The sequence below is a fragment of the Xanthomonas sp. NCPPB 2864 genome (assembly GCF_056675615.1).
In genome coordinates this window covers 110,714-124,293 of sequence record NZ_JBWWVS010000009.1, presented here as the reverse complement: position 1 = coordinate 124,293, position 13,580 = coordinate 110,714, and the positions used below count along the sequence as shown (strand labels likewise).

General features: G+C 60.7%; 18 protein-coding genes and 1 pseudogene. 13 read left to right on the top strand and 6 right to left on the bottom strand.

Annotated features, from left to right (window positions below; all coding sequences use genetic code 11):
- Nucleotides 1-129 precede the first annotated feature (129 nt).
- The 3 genes from AC1KVE_RS17495 to AC1KVE_RS17485 all read right to left on the bottom strand — a co-directional run bounded on the left by AC1KVE_RS17495 (nt 130) and on the right by AC1KVE_RS17485 (nt 3,389).
- Nucleotides 130-1,734, bottom strand: coding sequence for a carbamoyltransferase C-terminal domain-containing protein (locus AC1KVE_RS17495; RefSeq protein WP_481092807.1), 1,605 nt, complete (start codon nt 1,732-1,734; stop codon nt 130-132).
- 250 nt (nt 1,735-1,984) lie between these two features.
- Nucleotides 1,985-2,428, bottom strand: a complete 444-nt coding sequence (locus tag AC1KVE_RS17490; protein WP_481092808.1) for a hypothetical protein — start codon at nt 2,426-2,428, stop codon at nt 1,985-1,987.
- Between the two features lie 505 nt (nt 2,429-2,933).
- The gene (locus tag AC1KVE_RS17485) at nt 2,934-3,389 is read right to left on the bottom strand and encodes a DUF3693 domain-containing protein (RefSeq protein WP_481092809.1); all 456 of its coding nucleotides are present in this window, start codon (nt 3,387-3,389) and stop codon (nt 2,934-2,936) included.
- 211 nt (nt 3,390-3,600) lie between these two features.
- Between AC1KVE_RS17485 and AC1KVE_RS17480 the strand changes: the two genes are divergently transcribed.
- From AC1KVE_RS17480 to AC1KVE_RS17430, 11 genes are all read left to right on the top strand, one after another.
- Nucleotides 3,601-3,783 (top strand): hypothetical protein, encoded by a 183-nt coding sequence (locus AC1KVE_RS17480; RefSeq protein WP_127170437.1) that lies wholly within the window; start codon nt 3,601-3,603, stop codon nt 3,781-3,783.
- On the top strand, nt 3,783-3,968 hold the full coding sequence (locus AC1KVE_RS17475) for a hypothetical protein (RefSeq protein WP_481092810.1): 186 nt from the start codon (nt 3,783-3,785) through the stop codon (nt 3,966-3,968). The genes AC1KVE_RS17480 and AC1KVE_RS17475 overlap by 1 nt, the downstream gene beginning before the upstream one ends.
- On the top strand, nt 3,965-4,105 hold the full coding sequence (locus AC1KVE_RS17470; protein WP_164738694.1) for a hypothetical protein: 141 nt from the start codon (nt 3,965-3,967) through the stop codon (nt 4,103-4,105). Before AC1KVE_RS17475 ends, AC1KVE_RS17470 begins: the two co-directional genes overlap by 4 nt.
- On the top strand, nt 4,095-4,814 hold the full coding sequence (locus AC1KVE_RS17465; RefSeq protein ID WP_481092811.1) for a rolling circle replication-associated protein: 720 nt from the start codon (nt 4,095-4,097) through the stop codon (nt 4,812-4,814). The genes AC1KVE_RS17470 and AC1KVE_RS17465 overlap by 11 nt, the downstream gene beginning before the upstream one ends.
- Nucleotides 4,815-5,142: 328 nt before the next feature.
- Nucleotides 5,143-5,439, top strand: coding sequence for a hypothetical protein (locus AC1KVE_RS17460; protein WP_046933840.1), 297 nt, complete (start codon nt 5,143-5,145; stop codon nt 5,437-5,439).
- Nucleotides 5,440-5,464: 25 nt separating this feature from the next.
- On the top strand, nt 5,465-5,665 hold the full coding sequence (locus AC1KVE_RS17455) for a hypothetical protein (RefSeq protein WP_481092812.1): 201 nt from the start codon (nt 5,465-5,467) through the stop codon (nt 5,663-5,665).
- Nucleotides 5,666-5,670: 5 nt separating this feature from the next.
- On the top strand, nt 5,671-5,925 hold the full coding sequence (locus AC1KVE_RS17450; RefSeq protein ID WP_481092813.1) for a hypothetical protein: 255 nt from the start codon (nt 5,671-5,673) through the stop codon (nt 5,923-5,925).
- Between the two features lie 127 nt (nt 5,926-6,052).
- The gene (locus AC1KVE_RS17445) at nt 6,053-7,585 is read left to right on the top strand and encodes an A coat protein (protein ID WP_481092814.1); all 1,533 of its coding nucleotides are present in this window, start codon (nt 6,053-6,055) and stop codon (nt 7,583-7,585) included.
- On the top strand, nt 7,585-7,902 hold the full coding sequence (locus tag AC1KVE_RS17440) for a DUF2523 family protein (protein WP_481092815.1): 318 nt from the start codon (nt 7,585-7,587) through the stop codon (nt 7,900-7,902). The genes AC1KVE_RS17445 and AC1KVE_RS17440 overlap by 1 nt, the downstream gene beginning before the upstream one ends.
- A complete protein-coding gene (locus AC1KVE_RS17435) occupies nt 7,899-9,065 on the top strand; it encodes a zonular occludens toxin domain-containing protein (RefSeq protein WP_481092816.1) in 1,167 nt (388 codons plus the stop codon). The genes AC1KVE_RS17440 and AC1KVE_RS17435 overlap by 4 nt, the downstream gene beginning before the upstream one ends.
- Entirely contained in the window at nt 9,065-9,721 is a 657-nt protein-coding gene (locus AC1KVE_RS17430) for a TraX family protein (RefSeq protein WP_481092817.1), read from the top strand. Before AC1KVE_RS17435 ends, AC1KVE_RS17430 begins: the two co-directional genes overlap by 1 nt.
- Here AC1KVE_RS17430 and AC1KVE_RS17425 read toward each other — a convergent pair.
- The 3 genes and pseudogenes from AC1KVE_RS17425 to AC1KVE_RS17415 all read right to left on the bottom strand — a co-directional run.
- Nucleotides 9,629-9,979, bottom strand: a pseudogene (locus AC1KVE_RS17425) (DUF3653 domain-containing protein); the annotation flags it as partial. The gene AC1KVE_RS17430 and the pseudogene AC1KVE_RS17425 sit on opposite strands and share 93 nt — an antisense overlap.
- A gap of 140 nt (nt 9,980-10,119) precedes the next feature.
- Nucleotides 10,120-11,916, bottom strand: coding sequence for a transmembrane repetitive protein (locus tag AC1KVE_RS17420; RefSeq protein ID WP_478204415.1), 1,797 nt, complete (start codon nt 11,914-11,916; stop codon nt 10,120-10,122).
- Nucleotides 11,917-11,929: 13 nt separating this feature from the next.
- Nucleotides 11,930-12,529 carry an NfuA family Fe-S biogenesis protein gene (locus AC1KVE_RS17415; protein WP_024938663.1) on the bottom strand — a complete coding sequence of 200 codons (600 nt, stop codon included), beginning with the start codon at nt 12,527-12,529 and terminating at the stop codon, nt 11,930-11,932.
- Nucleotides 12,530-12,618: 89 nt separating this feature from the next.
- On the opposite strand from AC1KVE_RS17415, the gene AC1KVE_RS17410 reads away from it, so the two are divergent.
- Together AC1KVE_RS17410 and AC1KVE_RS17405 are read left to right on the top strand one after the other, a co-directional pair.
- A complete protein-coding gene (locus tag AC1KVE_RS17410; protein WP_024938664.1) occupies nt 12,619-12,975 on the top strand; it encodes a 4a-hydroxytetrahydrobiopterin dehydratase in 357 nt (118 codons plus the stop codon).
- Nucleotides 12,972-13,394 (top strand): energy transducer TonB, encoded by a 423-nt coding sequence (locus AC1KVE_RS17405; protein WP_039527161.1) that lies wholly within the window; start codon nt 12,972-12,974, stop codon nt 13,392-13,394. The genes AC1KVE_RS17410 and AC1KVE_RS17405 overlap by 4 nt, the downstream gene beginning before the upstream one ends.
- The last annotated feature ends 186 nt before the right edge of the window (nt 13,395-13,580 follow it).

Genomic DNA, 13,580 nt, shown 5'->3' with positions numbered 1-13,580 from the left:
GTTGCTCGATTAGCTTCCGGGTGAAATCGGAACGAAGGTCATCGCGTTCCTCGAAGCCTTCTGGAGGAACAGTTAAGCTTCTCTCCAAACTCCGTGGCTGCGACCCCCCGGCGCCGTTGCGCCCTGAGATCATGGCCGCGAGGCACCAGCTAGGTAAGACATTGCGCTTCTCGAATCTCTCGACAAATACGCCAAGCCCTCAACCACAAATCCATCGAGGCTGTTCTCGCTAGCGTATTTGTCAAGGTCGCTCATTCCGTTTAGCGCGCCCTTACCGTTGAAGTTGAGAGAGGTATTGCAGAGCACGCCATAGCCGGTGCGCGCCTTGAACGCGAGAAGAAGCTCGTAAAGGGGGCGATTTCTCTCGGCCGTTACTGTCTGAACTCGCGCGGATCCGTTCGCGTGGGTGATAGCATCCAAAGCTTCGGTAGCGACACTGTAGGTGTAAAGCATGTGCGGACTTTCTTGATCGCATCCAAACAGCATCTTGGAGTCCTCGCTCAGGCACACTGGCGCTACTGGACGAAAGCTCTCCCTCCGCTTGATCTGATTCAGGCGCGCTGTGGTTGAGCGCTTGAAGGGCGCAGCTAAGATCGAGCGATTTCCGAGAGCGCGGGGCCCAATCTCATATCGGCCGCTTACCCAGCCGAGAATGAGGCCACTTGCCAGCAACTCCGCAACGTCAGCGGAGTTCACAGGGAAGATCTCATAGCGTGCCGGAGACGGGCAACTATCCATACGGAAACCAAGACCGCTGTATACGTCCCAAGCGATCTTTGGCTCTCCCGTGAACTTTAGTTGAGCATCGATCGCAGTACCGATGGCCGCGCCTGAGTCGTTCGCTACCGGCGGCACGAAGACGTCGGTGAAGCATCCGGAATTCCTCCACTTTGTGTTCCAGTCGCAATTGAGCCCGCAACCACCGGAGATGATCAGCGGTCGCTTCTCTGTCAAATTGGCCCTAGCGAAATTTAGGAAAGTATCGAAAATCGCATCGCTATAGATGCCCGCAAAGTTGCGGAACTCAGGGTCTTCAAGACCCGCATTGAGATGCGGAGCGATGGACAGCTCCTCATAGTCGCTCAACTTTCTATAGGTGCCGCCAAGAAGAAAGCGCATTAAGTTGCCTTCCTCCATGGTCGGAACGGAGCGTGTGGAAAACGACGCAAGCGCCATGAGCTTTCCAGCATCAGAAGGACGCGGAAAGTGTCCGTCCTTTGGAAAACTGGGGTCCGCCAAGCCATACAGGAGAGCGTACCGATTCCCCGGCGAAGTCAGTGGCTCGCCGATTTTGGTGATTCTGAGGTCGGAGTCGAGCGAATAGAACGCGCCAATGGAACCTTCCCAGACCAGCGCGTAGCACGGAGTTCCCTTAGGAATAGGCGACATGCCAAATGCACAAAGAATGTGCGCCCGCTCATGTGTCGATGAGAAGTAGCGAACATCCTGTTTAAGGAATCGCCTGCTTCCAACGATTGTATTGGCATCGGTGATGCCAAGATAACCCGCATTTACGCGTGAGCCGTTGAGGAACTCTTCATGATCTCGAGCCCACCAACCGCTGACGCAGATTGTGTCCGGGATCCCATCCAGCTCACCGATGCCTTGCATGACATCTAGATTGGAAAGTGCTGCGTACCGATCATTCGAATCCTTCTCGGCTTCGAGCGAGAAGACCAGCTGGCCGTCTTCGATCAGCGCTACTGCTCCATCATGCCCGAGGTTGGTTGCCAAGATTCTCATAGATGCTTAACTCGGCAGTGCTAAGGGTGAACGATTCTGACAGGTTATTGTCCGTACGTGGCCCGCCTAACGCGCATGACTGGACACATGTCCATTGACTGAGGACGAAACTGGCCGACCGCTTCCAGCCTCCGCCGGACATCCAAATCAACCAAGCGAACTTACGTTGGTGGGCTGGAAGAAGACATCGGCGGGGTAAGGGATTAGGAAGCTTTATCGGGGGTAGGGAAGGGAGGCCGATTCAGAGTGCCGTTGGCGAACAATCAGGGGTTCCCCACATGTGACCAGCCGCGCTCGCCAATAGAACGGGTACATCCTCCTGCTCCATCACCGCTGGCGGGAACGATTCCATTATCTGCGCAAGCTCTGCCCAGCCGGCCTGCCGGGCACTGCGCACCATATCCTGACGCATGCTGTCTTCGGCCGGATCGGTAGATGCCAAGTCGGACGGGTCCATAAGCCAAGGCAGCAGAGGCCTTGGCGCCAGCGTGGAAGCTATGACCGCCGCGATCCGGAATCCGCCGACGTCGATGTCGCCCGTCTTTGAGCGCGATGCGATCATCAATGTCTTGGCCGCATCATCCGGCCCGCCGACAGTTGCTGGCGCGATGCCCAGCCGATAGTAAGCGCGGTAGTAAGCGCGGTTGTCGCGATCAATATCGGTCAGGATGGCCAGCCGCAGCACCTGATCGGCGTCCAGATCCGCTACCCGACGGTGCCAACCGCGTAGGATCTTGTTGAACCAGCATATGCGCACCACTGAAGACCGGGCACATGCTGAGAGATCGATCGTGCGCGTCAGGAGTCCATGCAGGCCGAGCAGCAGCTAGCTACGCGCCGGCTGAGCGCCAATTTGAGCAAGCGCTAGAACGCGCACAAGGCAATGTTTCCGTCACGATCCAGCAGGCACGCGCTGATGCGCTTGAGGCACAACTGGTCAAATTGAAAGATCTGCCCGCAGCACTCGAAGCAGCCTGGCAGCAACATTTTGGACGGAGTCAGCCCAAGCATCCAAAACCCGTGCGCTCTAGGCAAAGTTGCGGCAAAGCGGCTCCCTGATCCCACGCAAGCCATGGTGCCGTGCTGACTGTGCGGAGAGCACCCAGACGTCACTTAAGATCGTGTCTCGCAGGAGGGAAAAAGCCCTTCAAAATCAATGAGGAGCATGATCCAAACAAAAAGGACACGAATTAAGAAAACTGGCAGCAAGGTTTGATCCAAAGCCAGATCCAGCGTAGTCGTGCACGCATCGCCCGATACGCAATTTCGCATAATGTATAGACGGTGAGCGTTATGTCCGCCGCATTGACCGTGAAAGCGTGATGTATTTCACGTAGCGCAGCTGCTTCAGCTCGGCCCGGCAGGGCAGCGCCAATGCAGACCAGAACAGCTACAGCCGTTCCTGCTAAACGCTTTGAAAGCGCTGCCCACGCTTTGCCTGCCTTTCCGTCGCTCCTGATTGCCCGTACTGCGACTAGCCATTCGCTAGGGTCGTCTCCTGCCATCTCTGCGAGGATGACAATGAGTTCTTCGTCCGGATACGCGTCGCCGTTGCGCCACTGACTTACAACTTGTCGAGATCGTTTCAGCTCGTTAGCTATAGCGGTATCCGACGTGAGGCCGCGTTTTGCCCGCGCCTTGTCCATGAGTGTTGCAACTATTGCCACGTCAATACCCTCCCGATGAACGGTAGCTAGGGGCCGACGTACGGCACCTTGCTGTCTGATAAACGTTGGACACGTGTCCGACGTTTACTTTACAATTCCACCTGTCTGATAAACATCGGACAGCCCGCCCCCGGCCCCGCCCGGTGCCGGTGTGGCGGGATCTACCGGGCACCGGGCAGGGGGCAGCACCATGAAAGACTTTCTTAAGTTCGTCGCCGGTGGTTGGGCGTTTGGCGCTGTCGTCTCCGCGCTGATCGTCGCGTATCACTACCTCGCGTCTCCCTGGGATGACGTTGCAGCGGTTTTCCTGTGCGCAACGGGCGTAGGCGTTATGGCTTATCTCGCTCACTTTTTTTCGCCCGGTGAGTTCTGATGGCACGGCCCACCGATACCGAACGCGGCGCACGCATTGCGCTGGACTACGTTGAATCAAAGCTTATTCAACGCGATTTATTCCCGACCCGCCGCGCGCCGTCTTTAAAGTTCTGGCGCGAAATAAAAGCGATTGCGCTTGAACACCTTGCCGAATGCAAGGCATTACGCGAGGCCCGCGCATGAACCCGGGCGAATTGAAATTCTGGCAGCTGATCGAGCTGAAAAAGAAAGCCGAAACCGACGACGAACGCGCCGAGCTAGACCGACTGATAGAGGAACGCATCAGGTGGGTAGGCTCGGGGCAGGGCGATGAGCCATGAAGACGCAGCCGTCCAGGCTAGCCCATTACCCGAACAGCCCTTGCTATCAGTGCGGGGGAGCGCAGTTTCAGACGTTGAACGCGTGGGATGCGAAGTTGACGGTCTGCACCGATTGCGGCGTGCTGATCTCGAAGCGCAGGGATATGCAGAGCTCTTACAGCGCATGCAGTGGCAACAGTTCTGGACCCTCACCTTTCGAATCGAAGAAGCCGGCCGCACCGGTGGTGTCCACGAAGAAAAGGCTGACAAAGCGTTCCGATTCTTTGCAGCAAGCATCAACCGCAGCATTTATGGGCCGGCCTGGTCAAAGAGACCGCATCGCGGCATCCAGTGGGCACGGGGGCAAGAGTTCCACAAAGACGGTCGATTGCATTTCCACGCCGTCGCAGCTGCACCTACCGATGATTTAAACCGGCTAATGAGCCGCTACGAGTGGCATGAATTTTGGTTCAAGGAATTCGGACGTAATCGCATAGAGGCACCACGCAGCCAGCTGGATATAACCGGCTACGTGTCGAAGTACGTAACGAAAGGGGGAGTGGTGGACGTGTCGAAGAACTTCGGCGCCTGGACACCACCGCCGATCGACTACACGCGCCGCCCTGTGCAGCCCGAATTCGATCAAACAACTCGCAAGGGGAGTATCGACGCATTGAACCGGGGTGTAGGGGCAGGGCCCCTACGGACTGGTCAACGAAACCGCCGGTGATCGTTCACCGGGACGTGCAACACAGCCCCCGGTCTGGGAGGCACCGAAGCCGCAGCCTGTTCGCCTACGAGCAACCAGCACGGCAACGTCAGGAATCCACCCCTGGAGACCCGCCTTTGCTCGCAGGCGACCTAAAGCGACCGGTAGGCAGACACCGTGACAGTCAGCCCCGAGCGGCAGATGCAACGCAACGCGCACGGTCATCGCTACGGCACCGCCACCCCCCGGCACGGGGGGTAAGGGGGGCCTTAGCTTGACCCCACAGTACCGCCCGAATTTCGCAGTAACCCAACCGACGCAAGCCCAATCAACAGAGAGAACGAAGACCATGAGCAACGCACCGAAGATCACGATCAACAGCGCCGTCGAAACCCGCACCGTCACCACCTCGAAGGGCATGCCGAAGGCCATTTACAGCCAGCGCGCCACGCTCGAAACCGAAGCTATGCGCATCCAGATCGAAGTTGAGTGCGACGGTCCCGATAAGGGCTACGCGGTCGGCACGGTCAAGGAATGGGATTTGGTCACCGATCTGGTGCCGGGCCGTTTTGGTGTCGAACTGGCGCGTCGCATGACGCTGGTCGATCCGCAGGCCGGCAAGCCTGCTCAGCGGCAGGCAGCGTAAGGCAGGCGGGCAGGGAGGCTAGGCAATGGCAAAGGTCCTGACCTGCACGCAATACAACGATTCAACGCAGCAATGCGAGGTCCAAGCCTGGATAGATCAAACGGACTGGACGACACCACTTCCCACTATCGAACAGGCCGCGATGGTGGGTGGAGCGTACTTCATCGGCCTGATGTCCCTCGCAGTCGTTAAAGGACTGCTCAATCCAAAATCCATAGAGGAATAGCGTCAATGCACAAGAACATTTCCACCATCGTCACCAAGGCCAAGTCCGCTGCTTCCAACGCCAAGACGGCCGCACTCGTTGGCAGCACCGCACTCATGGCAATGCCCGGCTTCGCCTTCGCTTCCGGCGGCGGCGATTTCGATGGTGGCGAGATCATCAGCAAGGTCGTTACGTACACCGCTGTCGGTGTCAGCATCCTGGCCGCGTTTGCACTCGGCCGCTGGACCCTTCGCGCCCTGGGCCTGATCGGCGGCAAGTGAGCCAATCAGCGGCATAGCAGGGGAGGGGAAACCCTCCCTTTTTCAATTTGGGGGATGCAATGGAAGGTCTAATTGTGTTGGTGTTCCTGATTCACGCAGCACATGTCTCTGCGTCAGGCTGGAACTGATGCGCGGCCTTGGTGGGTATTTCGCACGTGCGGTTGTGCGTCGAGTTGCATACGCACTGGTCGCCATAGTGTTTGCCGCCTTGCTGCAGATGTGTGCGGCGCCTTCTGCACGGGCTGCTGATTGCCCACAAGGCGGTAAGGTGTGCGATCAGGGTATTGCGTATGCAATGTGCGCATCAGCTATTGAGCGCACCAAGACGTATCTCCAGGCACAGGGATGGGCGCCTAGCCAGATACGGGTAGAGCAGAACTGTTTGGCCTCGGGAGCTGGTGAGGGAAGTAGCTATGTGTGTGTTGTATCTGCGAACGGGGGCACTCGGTGCCATAACGCAGATGGTGATCAGGGTTCCTATAACTTCTATTACGGTAGTCAGACCTGTGCGCAGCGCAACTCTACGAAGCTGACCGATGCTATCGGCTATACCCCGCCTTCAACCTGTGTAGGTGGCTGCGAAGTGCAGGGCACGTCATATAGTCAGGCACAGGGACCTGTCAAGGTTTACGGCATGAAAGACCGTACCTATAACGGCGATGTTTGTGCTCCCACCAAGCCTACTAACGACATTGGTGAAACCACCAAAGAGCAGGACGAGGCCAAGACGCCAAAAGCACCTGAGTGCACCGCGCTTGGTTCCGGTCAGACGGGTTGCGTCAAACCAAATGGCGACTACTGTGCGACAGCATCGAGCGGCAAAACGTTCTGCTGGACGCCAACGGAGACCGGCAAGAAGAATGATGTAACTGATGCCCAGGTCAAATCGCCCAAGGGCGATCCGGTGACACCGCCTCCGATTCCACCGCCAGACGGTGATTGGCAGCGCAAGGAAGGGCACCAGCAGACTACGTGTGTCAACAACACGTGCACGACCTATAACGTGACCAACTACAGCAGTGTGCCTGCCGGCACCTCTAAGAATTCAAGTGGCGATAACAGCGCTGATGGAACGGGCAACACGTCGGGCAACGGCTCGCAGAGTGGCGACAGCGAGAAGGATAACGACGATAAAGACAGCGCCACTGATAGTGGTAATTGCAGCACCCCACCAATTTGTGTGGGCGATACGCTGAAGTGTCTCCAGTTGAAATTCACTTGGAAAATCGAGTGCAACACGCAGGCGAGTGAAGTCACCAAGGGCGATACGTGCGCCGAGGGCGACGTGCCGGTTTGTGCCGGCAAATCTTGCAAAGCCGAAGCTTATGCCGGCGTTTTGCAGCAGTGGAAGCAGCGCTGCGCAATGGAGGCACTGGGGCAGGGCATGGCGTCACGTGCGGCCGGGATCAGTAACGGCGATGACGCCGGCGTTGTTGAGGGCATTTGGGGCGGTGAAGAGGGCGGCAGCGGCTTGAAGCTGCGTCAGGACCTCATCAACGTCGGCGGCAACGGTAGTGCGGGGTTGCTGCCTGATGTCGAGATTGAAGGTCAGCGGTGGGTGATCCCGGCCGGTTTCTTTGACGCAATCGCGGCAGTAAAGATGGTCATCATTGCTATGTGTACAGTGATCGCGATGTTCGTGGTTGGGAGGAACATCTGATGTTCGATTGGGCCCGCGATTTTGCGAACAGTTTTTTTGAGAACGCCGCCGATGCGGTGCACAAGCTGGTCAAGCTCAAGGCTGCAATCTGGTTGGGTCGGCTGCTATCGGCGCTCGGTCTCGGCTTCGCCGCGCAGCATTTCATCTACAACCCGATCATCGAATACGCACAGAACGCTTGGTCATCCGTGCCTGCCGGCATCGCAACGTGGGTGCACGCGCTTGGGATCGACGCCGGCGTGTCCATCATTCTGAGCGCATACGGCATTCGCGGCGCTGAGCGCATCTTTATTCAACGTAGGAACCAAGCGACATGATCGGCGACACCGCGTCTATTTCACTGCTGACCGGCTTGCCAGGATCTGGCAAGAGCTTGCGCATCATCCAGGCCATCCGCTATCTCATGGATAAGGGTGCGCACGTCTACGTCTGTAACATCGACGGCATCGCCGTCCCTGGCACTACGCCTTGGGCGGACCCGCACAATTGGCAGGAGCTACCCGCTGGGTGCATTCTCTTCGTTGATGAGGCGCAGCATTTTTTCCCGGCACGGCGCGGCGGTGATCCGGTAGAGACTATCAAGGCAATGTCCACGATTCGACACGACGGTGTGCGTTTGGTTCTGGCCACGCAGCAACCCAACTACCTCGATACGTATCTGCGCGGATTGGTCGGTTATCACGAACATCTGCTACGTCAGAGCGGCAAGCAGAAGACCTTTATTTTCCGCAACAGTCAGATCATCGAAGAGGTGCGGTCGCCGTTGCCGCGCATTAAAAAACTCTACGACTACGAAGTGTGGAAACAGCCAACAGAGTGCTTCAAGTTCTACAAGTCGGCTGAGGTCCACACGATGAAGTATCAGATGCCGGCATTGGTGAAAAAGGCATTGATGATTCTGCCTGTTGCCGCGTTGTTGGCCGGCGGTGGGTGGTACGTCGTGTATCAAGACACAATGTTCGCGAAGAAAGCAGACGCTGCGCCCGCCAATAAGACGGCCCCTGTGGGGCCGTCGCTGGCGGGCACTGCGTCTGCGGGTGCAGCTGCTCGTCCTAAGGTCAACAGCGCAGAAGACTATGTTGGGCAGTTGGTGCCACTGGTTGCCGATGTTCCTTGGTCGGCACCTGCTTACGTTGATCGGCCTGTGGTGTCCGATCCGCATGTGTATTGCATGGCAACTGAGAACAGCTGTCGATGCGTCACCGAGCAGAATTCTCGTGTTGTGATGCGCGATGACGTCTGCCGTGACATAGCGCGTTGGGGCGAGCCATATAACCCGTATAAGCCGCCCCATAGTCCGGCGCAGAAGCAGCAGGACCCCGTGGTTGCAGAAGCCACGCAGCTTAAGCCCCAGGTGCCGGAGCAGAGCGGGGCGGTGTCATCGTCCGTGCAAAGGGCGACTCGCTCCTTGGGCAGCTTCCCCGAATCGCCTGGGTATCAGACGAGCACTTACACCGCACCCACGACCAGGGATCTGTGATGAGCAGTAGTGCGCGCGAGCTATTGAAGTGGATCGCCCTTGTCTGCATGACATTTGACCACGTGGCCAAGGTCTTCTATGACGGTTACGTGCCCGTGTTGTCGGAGCTAGGGCGGATTGCGTTTCCGCTCTTCGCATTGGTCATGGCATACAACCTGGCGCAGCCCGGCGCTGATGTAGCCAAGTCGGTGCGGCGTCTTTGCTGGTGGGGCGTGCTTGCGCAACCGTTCCACGCATGGGCGTTCGGCTACTGGGTGCCGGTGAACGTCCTTCTCGCGTTCGCCCTGGCCGCGGCGGCCGTCTGGGCCATCCAGCGCGGCCGCTGGGTGCTGCTGACGCTCTGTGCAGCGCCGGCGCCGTTGTTCGTCGACTACCAATGGACCGGCATTGCGCTGGTCGTGGCAGGCTGGGCTTATTATGCGAAATCGGTGCGTAGCCCGTGGCCGGTCGTGGTGGCCATCGCTGCGCTGTGCTGGTTCAATGGCAGCCTGTGGGCTGTGCTGGCCGTTCCGATCATCGCTTTCGCGGAGCTGGCCACTACGCGCGGTGTCGTCGTTCCTCGCACGCGTGTGGCGTTCTACGGCTACTACGTCGGCCACCTGTTCTTGCTCGCGTTCCTGGCCACGCTGCCGGCGTTTCAGCAGCACGTCTCGTAGGTAGATCACGTTGTCTCCTGCAGAAATGCGAGAGCCTGGAACCCTTGTGGCAGTAGGCGTTTCCGGTGCATCTCGCCGGCATTGCCGCTCGGTGGCCATCAGCAAAGACCACTCACGCGCGATGCAGCAGGTGAGCGACCAGAACCGCATATCGCACGGCTCGATGGTTTTGCCCTCAGGCGTAAAGAAGTGGTGGCCCTGGAAACCAAAACCGGCCCAAGGGCCGGCAAGGTCTACGCGGTCGTAGGTGTCGATCACGCTGCGATTTCCGTATCAGAAGGACCACGAGACGGTAGCAACGACGTAAGCCAGATCCAGAGTGAGCGCGCCCGCGATTGCAGCGCACGCCACGCCTTTTCGCATAATGTATATTATGTCAGATCCAACTCAGTGGCCGGCTACCTCACAGCCCCATTGTCTTCCTGCAGCTCCCGCTTGAACGGCACATCCGGCGGCGGTCTGGCTGTTGCCGGTTGATCGTTGAGGTTCGGGTCGCTCAGGCCGCAGCCGCCGCCGAACTGCAGCAACGACACCACGCAACTGATCTTGGTGGTCGTGCCCGGGATCGGGATTTCGATCTTCTTCAGGCCGCGCCGCACCCATTCCTGCAGCAGCGACTGGTTCGGCATCCAGTACTTGTCCAGCGAGGTCGGCGTGTAGCCGTACGGCGGACGTTTGAGCCAGGTGCCGCCCTGGGCGATCTGGTCGCGGGTCCAGGTATCGGTTTCGCTGCCCGGCGGTCCGCGATCACCGGCGCCGTTGCCGGCATCGCCGGCTCCGGCGGCGACGTGAACGCTGCCGTCTGCGTTGAACATGCCGTTGCGTGCTCCATTGGCGCCTGTGGTTTCGCCGGCGCGACGATGGTCGGATTTGCTCCAGTCGTCCGCGTTGGCCGCGACATCCCAGCCGCCGCTGCGGTCTGCTGGCGCCGGGCCGGCATTGCTGGTCGCCGGCTTGGCTGAGGATGCGGCTGCCGCCGTGGTGCTGCTGGGTTGCGCCGATCGCGCCGAATTCGCCTGTGCCTGATTGGGCTGCGTGGAGGCCGCCGATGGCTGGGTTGCTGCAGCTACCGACGTCGACGATGTCGGCGCTGGAGTCGCCGGCGTCTGCTGGGATGGCGCGGCCGGTGCCGGCTGGGGCGTCGGGTCCGGCACGCTTGGCAATTCGGCCGTTCGAATGGCCACCTCAGGCATGCGCACCGTCGGTGTGATCTCGCGGCTGCGCACCGATGGCGCAACGACCTGGGGCCGGTCCGGCACGACGACTTCCCGCTCGCGCACCGTCGGTGCGTTGGCAGTGCGCATCGCGACGGTCGCGGCGGGACGCTGCAATTCGCGCAGCTGCGGCTGCTCGGTCACGGTCTGGATATCGCGCTGACGCACCTCGATCTGCGGTGCGGCCGGCGCGACCGGACGCGGCGCCACCGTGATCGTCGGCGGTGGCGGCACGACAAAGTCGTTCGTGGCCACCGGTGTTTCGGTGACCTGTAGCGGCGATTCGATCGTCACCGGCGGCACCGGTACGGTCACGCGTGGCACCTCCGGCGCTATCGGTTCGCTGGCAGCGGCAGCCACCGGTTCCGGCGCGATGTCCTGGGCCTGGGCTGTGCTTGAAGGAGGGTCGACGGACTCGACAGGCGCAGGCGCCAACGGCGCTGCGCTTGGCCTGCCGGTCGCAGCGGATGCACTGGATTGTGACGCCGAAGCCGCATCGCCCGAGGCGGCCTGCGCAGCGTCAGCGGGCTGCCCTTGCCCACCGCCCTGCTCTGCCGCACCGTCGCCGATGAAGGTCATGCGCACCCGTGATTCGTCGCCGGTCTGGGTGTCATCCGGCGCCCAGCGCACCGTGACGACCCAAATGAGCAGTGCGATGAAGCCAAGATGGATCAACAGGCTGCCGAGCAGCGCCAGCCAGTGCTGTGGTCGCTGGTCTTTCGGTCGCGGCTCCCAGTGCTGCCACCACAGGCTGCGAAATGCCTGGAACGGCGACAACAACGCCACGCCAGCACCTGCAGGCGGCGCTGGCCGTGCCAGCAGCACGCCCATCACCTGGTCATCGTCGAACGCAGCCGCCGGCCCGATGCGACTGCTCATCCAGGTTGCCCAGCCGTAAGGCAGGCCGGTGCGCCGATCCAGGATGAGCTTGCCCGGCATGCGCGCGCGCAGTGCCTGCAGCAGATCGGCGGCCGTGGTCACCGGTGGCGGGGAATCAGGCCGCGCTGTCGCGCGGGATATACGGCGCGTCGCCGGTGGCGTGGTCGGTCGCGTCGCGCACCGCAATCACGCCGGGCACGCGCCCCATCAGGGTTTTCTCGATGCCCTGCTTCAAGGTCACATCGGCCATGCCGCAGCCGTGGCAACCGCCGCCGAAGCGCAGCAGCACGACACCCTCTGCCGAGACCTCCTGCACCGCCACGCGGCCGCCATGCGATGCCAGCTGGGGATTGATCTCGTTCTCCACCACCCAGCGCACGCGCTCCACCATCGATGCGGACTCGGCCGGCGCTTCGCCCTTGATCTTGGGTGCCTTGATGGTGAGCTGCTGGTTGCCGGTGGACTGGGTGACGTAGTCGATCTCGGCGCCATCCACCCAGGGCACGCTGGCGGCGACGATATATAAGGTGAAGCCGTCGCAGTCGATCGCCCATTCGTCGCCGCTCAGGTCCGCCGGTTCGGCGAACTCCAGCCGGGCGTCGGCGCGCGGGGTGCCCGCATCCACTGCGCTCAGGCGCACGCCCATGCCGGGCACGCCCTCGCGTTCGATGAGCTTGCGGAAATAGGTTTGGGCTTTGTCGGATATCTGGATCATGCGGGTTATTCTACCGCCCAATGCGCCTGCGCTCATGGAACACCGTGATCCTGAGTGAACGCGCTGTCCGCCACCCCTGCGAGACTGTCATGACCGATCTGATTCCCCTGGAACAGGCCCATTGCCTGCCGCGCAAGGGCAGCGACCACAAGCTTGGCGAAGCGCGTCTGGCTGAACTGCTGCCGCAGGTGCCGGGCTGGGAGCTGGCCGAAGTGGGCACGGCGATTACCCGCACATTCCGCTTTGCCGACTATTACCGCACGCTAGCCTTCGTCAACGCGCTGGCCTGGATTGCCCACCGCGAGGACCACCACCCCGACCTGGGCGTGCATTACGACCGCGTGGTGGTGCGCTATTCCACCCACGACGTGGGCGGCTTGAGCGAAAACGACTTCATCTGTGCGGCCAAGGCCGCCCAGCTTTACGATCAAGGAGCCACCCCATGACCCTGTCTCGCGCCGCCCTCGCCGGCCTGTTCCTTGCCGTCGGCATCAGCGGGTGTGGCAAGTCGTCGCAGCAGCCCACCGCACCGGCGGTGGCACCGACCGAACTGGCCGCCTTGAAGACCCCGCCGCCGGAATACTCGCCGCAGCTGGCCTGTGCCGGCATCGGCGGCACCTCCGTGCTCCGGGTCGTGGTCGGTGTCGAAGGCACCCCGACCGACGTCTCGGTATCGCAAAGCAGCGGTCAGCCGGTGCTGGACGAAGCCGCACAAAAACGTGTGCGCGAGTGGAAATTCCGGGCCGCCACGCGCAATGGCCAGGCAGTGCCGCAGACGATCCAGGTGCCGGTCGCGTTCAAGCCGCCGGTGCCGCGCCCGGACGAATGCTTCGCCATCGAAGAGCGTGCGCGTCGAGGCGGCTAAGCCGCCTTTGATGTAGTGCGCGCAGAAGCGCGGCCGCGCCGGCCCGCAACACGCAAGGCTGAGCACGGCGAACGGCCTGCATCAGCTCCAGCTACCCACGGTGCGCGCCTCATGCCAGCGTGCACGCGTCAGGGTTATCGCGCCAGACACCACGCCTTCGTCATCCAGGCATGGCCATCCTGCAGC